The sequence below is a fragment of the Geoanaerobacter pelophilus genome (assembly GCF_018476885.1).
In the GTDB taxonomy this organism is placed as follows: Bacteria; Desulfobacterota; Desulfuromonadia; order Geobacterales; family DSM-12255; genus Geoanaerobacter; species Geoanaerobacter pelophilus.
In genome coordinates, this window is record NZ_JAHCVJ010000001.1 from 1,079,126 (window position 1) to 1,093,099 (window position 13,974).

At 51.3% G+C, this 13,974-nt stretch carries 9 protein-coding genes and 1 pseudogene; 3 read left to right on the plus strand and 7 right to left on the minus strand.

All coding sequences use genetic code 11. The annotated features are described in order from the left end of the window. Positions 1–7: 7 nt before the first annotated feature. Positions 8–979, minus strand: a complete 972-nt coding sequence (locus tag KI809_RS04975) for a GSU2403 family nucleotidyltransferase fold protein (RefSeq protein ID WP_214170375.1) — start codon at positions 977–979, stop codon at positions 8–10. 243 nt (positions 980–1,222) lie between these two features. Between KI809_RS04975 and KI809_RS04980 the strand changes: the two genes are divergently transcribed. From KI809_RS04980 to KI809_RS04990, 3 genes are all read left to right on the plus strand, one after another. Then, positions 1,223–3,880 (plus strand): TnsB C-terminal domain-containing protein, encoded by a 2,658-nt coding sequence (locus KI809_RS04980; RefSeq protein WP_214170376.1) that lies wholly within the window; start codon positions 1,223–1,225, stop codon positions 3,878–3,880. Between the two features lie 145 nt (positions 3,881–4,025). Further along, positions 4,026–5,141 (plus strand): ATP-binding protein, encoded by a 1,116-nt coding sequence (locus tag KI809_RS04985; protein ID WP_214170377.1) that lies wholly within the window; start codon positions 4,026–4,028, stop codon positions 5,139–5,141. Beyond that, on the plus strand, positions 5,131–6,465 hold the full coding sequence (locus tag KI809_RS04990; RefSeq protein ID WP_214170378.1) for a TniQ family protein: 1,335 nt from the start codon (positions 5,131–5,133) through the stop codon (positions 6,463–6,465). The genes KI809_RS04985 and KI809_RS04990 overlap by 11 nt, the downstream gene beginning before the upstream one ends. Positions 6,466–6,594: 129 nt before the next feature. On the opposite strand, the gene KI809_RS04995 is transcribed toward KI809_RS04990, so the two are convergent. The 6 genes and pseudogenes from KI809_RS04995 to KI809_RS05020 form a co-directional block, all read right to left on the minus strand. After that, on the minus strand, positions 6,595–9,492 hold the full coding sequence (locus KI809_RS04995) for a PAS domain S-box protein (RefSeq protein ID WP_214170379.1): 2,898 nt from the start codon (positions 9,490–9,492) through the stop codon (positions 6,595–6,597). A gap of 160 nt (positions 9,493–9,652) precedes the next feature. Further along, positions 9,653–9,924: pseudogene (locus KI809_RS05000) on the minus strand (transposase); the annotation flags it as partial. A gap of 218 nt (positions 9,925–10,142) precedes the next feature. Then, a complete protein-coding gene (locus tag KI809_RS05005; protein ID WP_214170380.1) occupies positions 10,143–10,892 on the minus strand; it encodes a carboxymuconolactone decarboxylase family protein in 750 nt (249 codons plus the stop codon). Beyond that, positions 10,885–11,397, minus strand: coding sequence for a (R)-mandelonitrile lyase (locus tag KI809_RS05010; RefSeq protein ID WP_214170381.1), 513 nt, complete (start codon positions 11,395–11,397; stop codon positions 10,885–10,887). The genes KI809_RS05005 and KI809_RS05010 overlap by 8 nt, the downstream gene beginning before the upstream one ends. Positions 11,398–11,414: 17 nt before the next feature. Further along, on the minus strand, positions 11,415–13,217 hold the full coding sequence (locus KI809_RS05015) for an aldehyde ferredoxin oxidoreductase family protein (protein WP_214170382.1): 1,803 nt from the start codon (positions 13,215–13,217) through the stop codon (positions 11,415–11,417). Next, entirely contained in the window at positions 13,214–13,939 is a 726-nt protein-coding gene (locus KI809_RS05020) for a 4Fe-4S dicluster domain-containing protein (protein WP_214170383.1), read from the minus strand. Before KI809_RS05020 ends, KI809_RS05015 begins: the two co-directional genes overlap by 4 nt. Positions 13,940–13,974: the final 35 nt, after the last annotated feature.

Consider the following 13,974-nt stretch of genomic DNA (forward strand, 5'->3'; position numbering starts at 1 on the left):
ATGGTGTCTACCCCATGGTCCGCTTGAGATTTTCAAGCCCCCTCGCTATGAGTGGCCCCCATTCCCAATTTAATGCCCGTGCTTCTCTGTATATTTCAGAATACGTCAACTTTTCACGAACTCCCTTGAATAAAGCTTTTGCCTGAAACAGATCCCTGTTGGCAATCGAAGAGCTATTTTCCGCAAGCTGCGAACGTATAATCTTGAACAAGAAGTATCGAACCGGGTCCGGGACAGTTACGATGACGGGTCGTTTGCAAAAGGCAATCACTTGTATTGGCTCTTTAATCAGAAATTGCAGCAAAGCCCCATTCTCCCCCGCTTCGTTCCATAGACAGAGGAAGCTGATCCCACAACTGCCCGTTACTTCGCGTGAGTAATAGGGCATCGCAACCGGGTCGAAGCGATTCACGGGAGAATACCCTTTATCCAGAAGGCCCAAGGGGTTTTGAGGAACTTTGGGGCTGGCAGAAACTCCCACGACAATATCAGTTTCATCATCAAGGGCTTTGGGCAGCATCAGCCCGTGCAATTGGGCGAGACAATAAAAAGCGGCATCTTCAAGAAGCACCCCACCATACAAATCGAATATGCCCGCCTCGGCAAGTGCGGCAATAACTCTCCCCGGTCTGGCGGGAAAGGCTCCCACGCCAAGTGCCCTGAGCGCGCCTAACGACTTCTCGATTGTATCAAGATACTTCTGTTTTACCTCCTGAGCTTTAGCGAACTTTTCTTCAATATCCAGGACAGATGCCTTGCGAGCCCCAAGGTAAACCTGTTTCTGCCTCCCATTCAGCAAGCGCCCCTGAAAGTAAAGGTAATCCGCCCCTTTGACCATTTTTGGGGTGAGGTTTGACAATTCCAGCAAGGACAGAGCGTTCTCATCTTTCATCTCCTGAAGTCTCTCGAAAAGGATGTTGTAAAGCCGAGAAATCACCTCAGGAAATTTGTCAGTCCTTGAGTTGTCATTTAGTTTCATAAAAATAATTCTAATACCTCTACCCCTGGAGACAGTCAATACTTATTATTGCCTATACCATATTTGGTACATAACATATCGGCATCATTACACTTTTACCTAAATTACTGAAATAAATTGCCGAACATTTAAAGGATTAGAGGCCAGCTAAACTCTCTGACCCAGCTTTTCCTGCTTTCTGGCCTGCACAAAATCTCCCGAAGTGCGGAAGCAACCCTAAGACTACCGGAGGTGGATCAGTCAATGCGCATGAACGATGATCAGTATGCCGAATGGAAGGCAATGGTGCCCCGCCCACCAGCAGGCGATGCAATTATCGACTCTATCCGGCTGAAACCTCCTGGACGCAATGTCAGAGGGAATTACTCCAATATGACCGGCGTGTTTCAGAGCCAAAAAATGGGATGCGAGATCAAATCCGAAAGCAACATGGGCGAGTGGTGCTTCATCAGAGAATGCGAGGTGTCGGACGAGGTGCTGGAGTTTTATGATCAGCCTCCTGAACAGATCAAAATCTCATGGACCAACGAGCACGGACTGAACCAGGGGATCTGGTCAACGGCCGATTTCTTTTTACTTCGTCAGGACGGCAGCGCAGGATGGGTTGAGGTCAAGCCTGAGTCGGTATTATTGACATCTTCGGCTCACTCGAATCGTTATTTACGACATGATGACGGTTCCTGGTCATGCCCCAGCGGCGAGGAATTTGCGGAAAGACTCGGACTGTTCTACCACATTTGCTCGACGGCAGAATTCAACGCAATCCTTCAGCGCAATATCGAGTACATCCTCGATTTCCTGCATGAATCCGGTAACATAGCTCCATCGGCAAAGCGAAGCATCCTCCAACTGGTAGCTACCCACGAAGGGATCACACTGGGCGAAATATTCTCGCACGAAGGGGATTACTCGCGCTCCGACGTGCTGAAACTGATTGCCTACGAAGAGCTGTATGTGGATCTCAATCAGCATGTTCTGGCCCGCCATCAGTCAGTACCGGTGTTTACCAACAGGGCGATGTCTGACAGCTTTCTTGATTTACCGTTGGCGGGAGGTTGGTCACCGGCAGCTGGTTCGGTTCGCCTGGCAGAAGGATCGATAATCTCCTTCGACGGTCGGCCGTTTGAAATCATCCAGATCAGCAATGATGTCTGGCTGAGAAATCAGGACGGGAAAGTCACCACATTTTCTCTGGAAACTTTCGAGCAGTTGATAAAGATAGGGAAAATCACCTCAACCGGCGATGCCAGCGCACGAAACGCGGATATCCAGGCAATCCTGAACTCAAAAAGCGACGATGAATTTGAGCGCGCCAGGCAACGGATGCGGGATTTCGTCCTGCCGTGGCTTAACAAGGCCGGCCGTCAAACCCCTTCCACCGCCTGGAAGTGGCTTAGACGGTATCGTGACGCCGAAATGACCTATGGGTGCGGTTTTTTGGGCCTATTTGACGATTGCAAGGCGAGAGGGAACCGACAAGCAAAGATGCCAAAACGTGCCGCAGCATTGATTAACGACGTGCTGCACCAAGTTTACCTGACCAAAAGCCAACCTACGCTTAAGCGAGCGTACGCTGAATATGTACAGCGGTGTGAGGAGGAGGGCATTACCCCTGCGTCGCAACGTACTTTTTGCGGTGTGAGCTCAAAAATAAGTCGCGTTGAGGTAACCAGAAAGCGTAAGGGGAAAAAAGCCGCCTACCAGGTCGAGATATCCTACTGGCAGCTGGAGATTGACACTCCCCGTCACGGCGATCGACCATTTGAGGTTGTACACATCGATCACACACGGCTCGACATAGTGCTCTTCGATTCGAAAACCGGCAAATCACTCACTCACCTTTGGCTCACCATCATGATTGACGCTTTCACCCGCAGAGTTTTGGCCATCTATATTTCTTTTGAGCCTCCGAGCTACCGGCCCGTGATGATGATTCTGCGGGAGTGCGTTAGGCGGTTCCAGCGACTACCGCAAACTCTCGTCCTCGATAACGGTAAGGAGTTCCATTCGCGTTACCTCGCACGTGTGTGCGCCTATTACATGATCAACATCAAATACCGACCTCCGTCACAGGCGCGGTTCGGCAGTGTGGTGGAGCGGATTTTCGGCACCACGAATACGGTATTTGTCAACACACTGCTGGGCAATACCCAGGGGATGAAGAACCCCCGATCGGTTAGTTCAAGTCATCTTCCGGCCAACAACGCCGTCTGGACCTTTGACGCGCTCAAACCCCGTCTCGAGGAATTCCTGTATGAAATCTACGACCAGATTGATCACCCGGCGCTGTTCGAATCCCCCCGGGCCGCCTTTGAACGAGGAATAATCGAGCATGGTCTGCGCACGGGCCGCTGCGTTGCCTACGATGATTCGTTCATGATGATGACCCGTCCCACACCCCCCAAAGGGACAGCCTTGGTAGTCCCGTCAAAGGGGGTGAAGATCAACAACATCTTTTACTGGTGTGACGCATTTCGTTCCCGGGTGATCGAAAAGACTCGGGTTCCGGTTCGCTACGAACCGTTCAATATTGGGATTGCCTACGCGTATGTCAATGGTACCTGGCAGATATGTCGTTCCCCGGAGTTTTTCCATTATCTAAACGGGCTCACTGAGTGCGAAATGATACGGATATCGACAGAAATCAAGAAAAGGTGCCGTCTGACGAACCAAAAATACCAAATGACCCCAAAGCTGTTACGGGACTTCCTCAGGGAGACTAGCAACGAGGAGGTGCTTCTGGTCATGCGCAAACGGGATGCCGAAGGCCGCTCCTACGAATATGCCGAGGAGGATGGGCATACTGAGCCTGCAAATGCAGTTGAGGGCTCTATCGGCGAGCAGGGCAAGACAACTCTCGTGTACGACACTTCGGCCATTAAGATACTGGATGATCTGTAATCGATGCACTGTTCAGGACAAGGATATTTATGACTTTCACACCCAGCAACATGTATCCGGCCATCAATCGCGAGGTCGACCTCCTCCAAGGTTCCTCGAACCTGAGATGTATATGCGCACTAACCGCAAACAGAAAGGACATAGCATGAAGATTTTTCCAGGCAACCAAGATGTCGAAGCTTTTCAGAACGGCCGCATTACCCATGCTCATCTCGTGACGGCTCGTGAAAAGCTGTTTTTCGAGGTGAACAATGCCGTCGAAGGCACGCTCATTTTCCTTTTCGGCCCAACTGGGGTTGGCAAAACGACCCTCATTGAAAGCTTCCGGGAAAAGTTTACCGATGAAATGTTTTCCTCCGGCATTTCTTCCAAAGGCGACCTGCCGGTTCTGGTTGTCGAAGCCCGGGCTCCGGACAGCCCAAAATTCTCCTGGAAGGAACTGTATCGCTCAACATTGAATGTAATGATGGAACCGCTACCGATCAAAAAGTGCCCGCTGGAATTGCGTACGCACAAGCCCCCGAAATGGCAGAAAACCGTCGGATATGAACTCCTCTTCTCGTTGCAGGAAGCGATAATCAGGAGGAACGTGAAGGTGCTTATAATCGATGAGGCGCAGCATATCGGTATTGGCAGCGGTCCCGGCGGCATTCATGCACAACTGGATCATTTGAAGTCCATTGCCAATCTGACCGAGACCATCATCGTGCTTGCCGGCGTCTACGACCTCATCAACTTCCGGAACCTGAGTGGACAGTTGAGCCGTCGGAGTATTGATATCCACTTCCCACGCTACATGCCCAACAACCTGGATGAGTGCCAGGAATTCACCAACGTGCTCGCAACGTTCCAGGAGAAGATCCCCTTCACCTGCGCCCCCCCACTGGTCAGCATGATCGAAGATCTGTACGCAGGTTCACTGGGCTGCGTCGGCATCCTCAAGAGCTGGCTCGACAGGACCGTCAGGCTTGTGGCGATCGAAGGGGGAAATATGTTCACGCATGACCACCTGATGAGGACAGTGATGTCCGACGAACAGCTCAAAACCATCTGGAAAGAACTGGTCGAGGGCGAGAAGAAGCTCACCACTTCGGCGCAGCCGCTTACGAAGATGAAAGAGCTGCTCAAAATTGAAACCTCAGCGGCAGAAAAGGCCAAAAAACAGAAACCTGCGCGTAATAATTCACCGGGCAAGAAGCTCAAGCCCGGTGAAAGGAAACCTCAGCGCCTCAAGAATGGGAGAGATCAGGATGTCGAATAAACAGCAAAATACTTGTGAATGGCTGCCGGAATTCCATGAAAAGCGGTTGCCGACTCCTCTTGTCAACCTGAACGTCCAAGGTCTTAACACTCCCTTAGTCGAAAGCTTAAGCAGTTATCTTTCAAGGTGTGCAGACCACATCGATCTGACAGTGAAGGATGTTCTCTGTCACGTGATCTCACCGTTGCTCAGCCACCAGTACCTGACACCTGCCAGGGTAACGGAGAGTTCATTTAGTGCAATTGCTGCAATGAACGGCCGCTGTGGAACAAGTGCTGAGTGGGTGAGAGTCCTGGGGATGCTTTCGCATTGCCAGGATCTCATCCACACAAATTTCCTGATGTTCAGAAATATTATTCCTGACAAGAAGTTGCTAAATAGGGACCGGTCATGGTGCCCAGTATGCCTCAACGAGTTGCGTGAGCAGAATCGTGTTTACGAACCCCTGCTTTTCAATGTCGCAGAGGTGAAGGCCTGCCCGCGGCATGGATGTTGGCTCGTCGACCGTTGCCCTTGCTGCCAGTCAAAATCTCCTGTGTTGGCGCCTCGAATCGTCCCAGGGTATTGCACATCCTGCGGAGAATGGCTTGGCGCCGGCAATGCTCCGCAGGTATCACCATCAGAAGAGTCATATTTACGAGTAGCCAATTTAGTGGGAGATCTTCTTGCTGTTGGCCCTACTCTGCGGGAGCAACCCAAGCGTGAGCGGATAGCGGATTTCATCGCTTTCCTTATCAGGACGCGCATGAAGGACAAAAGTGCCCGGGCGCTTGCCCGCCTGCTGAAAATCAATCACTCGTATGTTCTTGACTGGCTGAACGGTGCCTACGTCCCCATGCTCGGCAACCTGCTGTGGATATGCCAGGTATTTAACGTAACCTTGGTGGAAATCGCTAATGGGGATTTTTTTGAAGAGAGTACTGCATATGAACCTGCCTGCGAGACATCCACAGGTCTTAACGTGACCTCGCAAAGCCCCATCGACTGGCCCATGATTCATCAGACAATGCAGCGAATAGCCTCTGGAGAAGAACCTCCCAGGAAAGTTATCGATATTGCCAGGAGCTGTAACTGCCATGTATCGGCTCTTTACCAGTTCGACTCTCGCCTCTGCAAGGCGGTTACACGCCGCTACAAGGATCAGGAGCACCAGCGGCAGGCACAGGAGGAGGAAATATTTGTAGCTCAAATCCGACAGTACCTACGAGAATGCCAATCCCTCGAAATGCTGCCTATTAAGAACGAAATATACAAAAGATTTGGCGGTAGGAGTAAAAAGCGTCAGGAAATAGTGGAAAGGGTATTTGAAGAGGAAGGCTTGTAGGACACTTAGCTCGTAAAAGGCTTGGACTTCCTTCAGTTTAATAGATACTCGTCAGGTTCCAGTTGAAGCCATCTCAAATGGGTGTGTCTAGAATTTTGTGTAAATGTTTTTCCGGTCATATGATTTGATTCAGATACGTTGGAGCACCTCCTTTAAAGTTGACAACTTGAACGGTTTTTGGATGAACCCCGCTAACCCCTTTCCGGCAAATTTCTGGGTCACCTCATACTCACTGTAACCGCTCGATATGACTACCTTCACGCTCGGGTCGATTATTCTTAACTCCCTAAATGTCTGTTCTCCGTCCATATGAGGCATGGTCAGATCAAGTATGACGCAGAATAACCCCTGCTGCGACTTGAATCTTTCGATCGCATCCCGGCCGTCTATGGCCGTGATGGCCGAAAAACCGAGTTCCTTGATCATCTGCGAACCGACATCCAGGATGGTCTCTTCGTCATCTACCAGCAGGATCGTCCCTTCACCCTTGAATTCAACGGTACCAGCGTCAACAACCTGTTGCCTTGCAACCTCTGTACAGACAGGCAGTAACACCTTGAAACTGCTCCCGTTGTTCGGTTCGCTGTAGACTTTAATAGCACCTTTGTGTCCCCGGACGATTCCCTGAACAGCCGCCATCCCCAATCCTCTGCCGGTAAATTTGGTGGTGAAGAACGGATCGAACAGCTTTGACTGTGTCTCCTTATCCATACCGCAGCCACTGTCGGAAACCTCAAAGTAGACATATCGGCCTTCAGGGATATCGGTGTTAAGCCAAGCTGATTTCAGGTAATCCTTGTCGCAATCTATACAGCCAGTGGATATGGATATAACACCACTCTTATCACCAATAGCTTCAGAAGCGTTTATGACAAGATTCATTACTATTTGACGTATTTGGGTGGCGTCTGCCTCTACAGCGGGGAGATCATGATGCAGGTTGAATCGCAGTACGGCTTTTTTTGATATTGAGACTTCCAACATGTGCAGCATGCCTTCTAAAATGAGATTCAAATCGATGTTCTCTACAACGAATTTACCCTTACCGGAGTATGCCAGCATCTGTTTGGCCAAGTCCGCTGCGCGGGCTGCCGCCTGCTCGATCTTGTGCAGGTTCTCGGTGGCCGGTGATTCCTTGTTGATTCTCATAAGTGCCAGATCAGCATTGCCGAGGATAGCCATGAGGATATTGTTGAAGTCGTGAGCAATGCCGCCGGCCAGCACACCCAAACTCTCCAGTTTTTGGGCATGCAGAAGTTGTTTTTCGAGGTTGTTACGCTCCTCCTCGGCCATTTTTTGCTGAGTAATGTCCTCGTGAGTGCCGCACATTCGAGTTGGTTGTCCATCTAAGCTATATTCAACCACCATTGCTCTGTCACGGATCCATTTCCATTGGCCGTCCTTACAGCGCATACGATATTCAACTGCATGCATAGGTGTTATGCCTGCAAGATGATCATTGATAGATTGCCATGCAAGTGCACGGTCGTCTTCGTGTATAAGAGTATCCCAGTTTCCGACGGTAAATTCGATCTCCTCCAAGGTGAAGCCAATCATTTCAGCCCAGCGACTGTTACGCTTCACTTCACCGGATATGATGTTCCAATCCCAGAAACCCAACTGGCTTCCTTGCAGAACCATTGATAATTGATTTTCACTTTTCTTTAACGCCTCTTCCGCCACTTTACGTTCATTTATGTCTGCAATTACGCCAATAAGCCCTAATTCGTTGCCCTGAATGTCATAAAAGCGTCTGCCAGAGAGGTGCCCCCAAAATTCCTTTCCATCCATACGCAAATAATATCGCTCAAGATCAACGGACTGGACTTTACTCTCCAACAGGTCGAGCATTCTCTTTCGGCCAATTACCCGTTCAGAAGGGTGGACAAGATCGACGTATTCCATTCCATACAAATCCGTAATTGAGCAGGCAAACATCTCTGCCATCTGCTTATTGGCGTGAATGATTTTTCCTTTCAAATCTACAAGAAAAATCGCCACGCTCGCAGTATCCAGTATCTGCTCAAGCATTGTCTTATGTTCTGCAATCTCATCCTTGGACTTTTTGTTTGCTTTCCATTGCCGGAGGACCAACCTTGTTGCGATGACGGAGATGAACAGGAAGATTGACATGAATAGAGACATTACCCAAATTTCAGTATGCCATTCGGCCAGATAATCTGAAGTTGCAAGCCCAACAAAGATATAAAAGGGGTGTGATAATGCTATGGTGCGGAAAGAATATATACGTACCAAAGAATCAATACTGCTCTTGGCAGTGTAGGTTCCAATCGTTTTGCCTGCTTCTATCAACTCTATGAATTGTTTAGACGCAACTTTTTGCCCAGTCCCACGTTCTACGTTCTTTAAGTCTGGATACCGCGCTACTAAGCTGAATTCAGAGTCAATCAAAGATATGACGCCATTTTTGCCGACATTCAATTTTGAAAATGTCTTCGTAAGATGATCGAGAGGAACGCCAGCGTAAACCAACCCTGCGAAAGCACCGTCTGGACGATTGACCCTGCGGGAAAATACAACCATCCATTTTCCGGAAATGCCCCCCACCAAAGGTTTTGAAATTACCAGGCCAGCTTTTGGGTTGTCACGAAGATACGCAAAGTAGTCCCTTTGAGCAAGGCTGGTCGTTTTGACGGGACTTGCCTTTGGGCCATAGATAGCATCCCCTGAAGCATCGGTAGCTCTAAATGCTATAAGTTCTGGAAGGCGCGATTTTTCACGAATTATAAAGTTGTTGAACTGAATTTCATCTATGGCTCCGGAAGCCAGTTGTCGTTCCGCTTCATCGACAACCGCCAATATTGCTACATCAACATGTGCAATTATACCGGACAGCGCTTCATCAAGCACTTGAGTCAAGTTCTGTGTTGTGACCGCAGCCCTTTCGTCATAACGATGCTTGCTCTGAGCCAAAGAAAAAAGAATAATCACGGCAACAACAAGATTAAGGAGCATAACTCCTGTAATTAGTTGTTTAATAAATGGATGTTTCGGGGTGTTACTCATATTTCCTTCTTCTGAGTAGGGCCTGCAATAATTTTTGGAATGGCATTTCCGGCAATTTAATTCTATGAGTCCGGCGTTTCCAGCACCTTCTTTAGCAATCCAGTCGGCTGTACAGGTTCTTGGTCACTTTCCGCAGTGGCATGTTCAGTTATTCAATGGCATCATTTGCCATTTCCTTGAGCTGCTTCCACGATACGTTCAGGCTGGGCCGCACCAGATGGACGATGCAGAGTTGCACCTGCACCTGTGGGAAAACAGCCTAGATGGCTTCGGGAAATCCTTTTAGACCATCTACGCAGGTTATTAGTATATCCTTAACTCCCTATTCTTCAATTCGGTCAAGATGGAAAGCCAAAATTCCGCCCCTTCTGTTTCAGCAGCCCACATGCCGAGAAACTCTTTTACTCCTTCCATCGTGACAGCAATGACCAGATTGTGAATCGGCTTCCAGGTTTGACCCGGATCGGCGTCCAGATGTGACCCGCCAGTTTATGTTATATCTGTAAGTTAAAATGTGTCTGGTGGGTCAAGGAGAGCGCCGAAAAGGGTCAATGTTGCAAGCCGATTCACAGTTAACGAGGTATGCCGAAGGGAATAGGGAACTTTGTCAGTGATGCCGCTAGCTTTTGCCGCTTTGGTCCAAACATCTTTCAGGAAGTTTGCCGGTCGGAAGATTGTTTTCTGTCGCTCAAAACTTTGCCGAAAACTTCACTGGCATTATCAGCTTCTTTCTTGCCAACCTTGGCACTGAGTGCATAAATCAGGATCTTTAATTGTTCCTCAGTCAGGCCGGTATTCAGCCCAACATTGAAATGGGCCTGAAGTTGAGGGTTAACGCCATCCATACTGGCAAGTGCTGAAATGGTAGCGATCTCCCTGTTCTGAAAGTCCAGGTTGTCTCGCCCAAAGATATCACCGAACAGGTGGCCTTTCAAAAATTGGTCAATGGCGGGGGCGAAAGAATATATTGCCCCGGTGACCGGCTTACCGAGCAGTCGCGTCTGAATGTCCGTACCCAGTTCGATACTGCTCTTATTTGCCGGCAAGGGGCTAGCTTCCCTGCCAGCCTCTTCCTTGACCCCCTTCTTCTGCCGCTCTTCCAAAACAGTCATGAAGGTGCCGATTGCGTTCAGGCTGCGCGGGAATCCGGCGTAGGCATACAGTTGCACCAGAACTTCCTTGATCTCGTTGATAGTCAGGCCGGCATCCAGCCCTTCCTTCAGTGAGACTTTCAGTCTTTCCAGATCACCCTTGGCCGTAAAAGCTGCGATGGGGATAATGCCTTGTTGTTTTGCACTCAGTTTCTGATTTTTGTTCATGGTTTGCGCCTCCGCTATGGCCACAATGAGATACATCATGACAAGCATGACAGCCAGGAAAGCGGTGATAAGTCTATTCATGCTTGCCTCCCGGTTTGCCGTTGTATTGCTCATCACTAACCTTTTCCAGCCATTCAACGTTCTTGCCGTTGAGTGTCCCGGTGATGGCGATGTGCGTCATGGCAGTAGTTGGTGAGGCGCCGTGCCAGTGCTTTATCTTCGGCGGGCACCATATCACATCACCGGCCTTGATCTCTTCGACCGGGCCACCCCATTCCCCGGTCCGGCCCACGCCGGCAGTCACCAACAGTCGCTGTCCAGTCGGATGGATATGCCAAGCCGATCTGGCCCCCGGCTCGAAGGTGACATATGCTCCAGAAAATGGGGCCACGTCGTTGGCCGAAAACAAGGGATCGACACGGACAGAGCCGGTAAAGTATTCGACAGATCCTTTGATGGAAGCCTGGGTACCGGCCCTGGTTATGGTTTGCGCTGATTGAGGGGGATCTGCGGCCAGCGCCTGGCCCGTAACAACACCTGCTGCGGCGAGTAGCGTAAATGATTGTATCAAGGTTTTGGCAGTCATTTTATTACCTCCATGGCTTATATAGAATCCAGCCCAAGTTCATGCAACTTTTCCTTCTCCGGCCTGGTAGTTTCAGGATCCCAACCCCGATCTTTGTAGTACTGGGTGAGCATGGCGTCGAACTGGTTCCGGTCGAGCACCGCTCCTTTCTTGGGGCCAACGGTGAAGGCGTCCTCGAAAAAACGATCAGGCAGCCGGTCGTCGGCCCGGCGGAACCCCTCGCGGTAATTGAACAGCTTCTCCAGGTTGAAAATCCGTTCACCGGCTTTCTCGAACTCGGCCTTGTCGTATTCATGGCCGGTAATGGCGCTGAGCATGGCGAGCATCGGTTCTTCCAATGCCGGCTCAAAGGTAGGGAAAAAACACATGCCTGTCGAATCCAGCATGGCCCGCCGGTTCTGCATGGCGATGTTGTCGCCGCTCATGTGACAGGCCCCGCGGGAGGCTGTGACATAGGAGAGCCCCCTGGGCTGGTTTGCCTGGATGTTGTGTGCCGCCAGTTCAAGCCCTTTTACCTGGATGGCAAACTTTTCACTCCCCTTGCCGATGTGCCAGGACAATGCCCGCACTCCTTCGGCGGCCAGGGCACCCACGCCATCCTTCGCAGCGATCTTCTCGATCATCGCCAGTGTAGCGTCGACACTGCCCCATTTGAGATCGATGCCATCCAGAAATCCCAGATTGATTAGGCCCTTTTCGTAGGCCTCCATGAGAAAGCCGATGACGTTGCCGGTGGAAATCTGGTCGAGACCGAGATCGTCAAGGGTGGTGATCGCTTTCAATAAGCCGGGCATGTCCGAGATCAGGAGGTTCGAGCCGAGCATTACGCCGGTTTCGTACTCGGGACCGTCGTGGACAATGCCGCCATATTTGCCTTTCGTGATGCCGCTCTTCTTGCAGGCCAGCGGGCAGCAGTAGCAGGCGATGTCTTTCACCCAGACATCGCGCCGGGCGGCGTCACCACCAATTTTGTCAGCCTCCGGGAAAGTCCCCTCGCGATAGTTCCGGACCGCCTCGGTCCCTGCATTGCTGTTGGCAACGATGGCCCGGGCCGTCCCTTGTTCCGCCCAATTTTTGGCATAAGCGGTACCGTAGAGTGCGGACCGTGCCTTATCTAGGGCGGCCAGGAACCGCTGGTGATCGGCAACACCTGGTTGTCCCGATCCCTTGACCGCGATAGCCTTCAGGTTCTTGGATCCCATGACGCACCCCATACCACCCCGGCCCGCTGCCCGCCCCGCCGTATGGAGAATGCTGGCATACGGCACGAGATTCTCTCCGGCCGGTCCGATGTAGACCGTCTTGAATCGCCGGTCACCGAGCGCATCCAGGAATACCTTGTCGAAGACATCCGTGCGCATCCCCTTGAACCTCTTCCCCTCGCGAATCTCCACCTTGTCGTCATCTATGACGACATAGCTGAGCTCCGGCGCCTTGCCGGTAATGACAAGACCGTCATACCCCGCAAACCGGATCTCCGGGCCGAAAAAGCCTCCCATGTTCGAGTAGGAAACGGTCGAGGCATGGTCATAATCGGATTTCATCGGTGAGGTGATGGGAGATTTCGTCACCACACAGGTCCTGGAGGAGGAAGGGACCGGCAGTCCCGAAAACGGACCGGGCATGAAGATCAGCGGGTTTTCGGGCGAAAGCGGATTGATTCCCGGCTTCTTCAGCCGGTCCCAGAGAATCTTCATGCCGAGCCCCTGCCCGCCAACAAATTTGTCCAGATCAGCCGGGGCGATGGCCACTTTTTCACTTTTGCTGGTGGTAAGGTCGATGTGTAGAAGTACGCCATGGTATCCAGGGTTCTTGCTCATTTCATCCCTCCGAACTCAGCCGTTCCGTACCAACCTTTGGCCAGTTCCGCCGCAATTTTATCCGGGCCGAAGCCGTAAAATTTCCGGTCACGCCGCACTTCGACATAGGAGATCGCCCCAAAGGGGCAGCGCTTGACGCACTGCGGATCACCGCCGCAGAGGGTGCACATCCGTTCCGGCTTGCCCGTTAAGGGGTTCGGGGTAATGACCCCGGTCCGCTCCTTTGCGCAGGCCTTGGCGCAACTTTGGCAGCCGATGCACCTGGCGGTATCGTTATGAATGGTGTGAGTCGCCTGGTCACGATAAAGGGCGCGCCTGCCGGACTTGGCGTCCGGCTCAACCGGACATGCTTTCACGCAGGGGGTATCAGCACACATGGCGCAGACATTCGGCACATCCACGTCGGGGTTGAAGCTGTGGACCCGGATATTGGCGAACCGTGGATTCCCGAGACCCGGTAGTTTTCGCCCGGCAATGGACACTGGCCAGTTTTGTGCCGAACAGGCCGTTTCGCAGGTCCGACAGCCGGTGCATTTGGTGTAGTCCACCAGCACCATTTTTAGCTCTTCGCCTCCGGTGAGCGCCCAGGCCGCAGCACGGACGCCAAATTGGCCAAGCAGAATAACGGCGCCACCCCCAATCCCGACCCCCTTGATGAATTCCCGGCGGGTGAAGGTTGTACATCTAAGAGAGCCGTCAGTTTCCTTATTTTCCCTGTTCATCTTTACCTCCACCGAATAGGTTTCCTCGTGCAGAT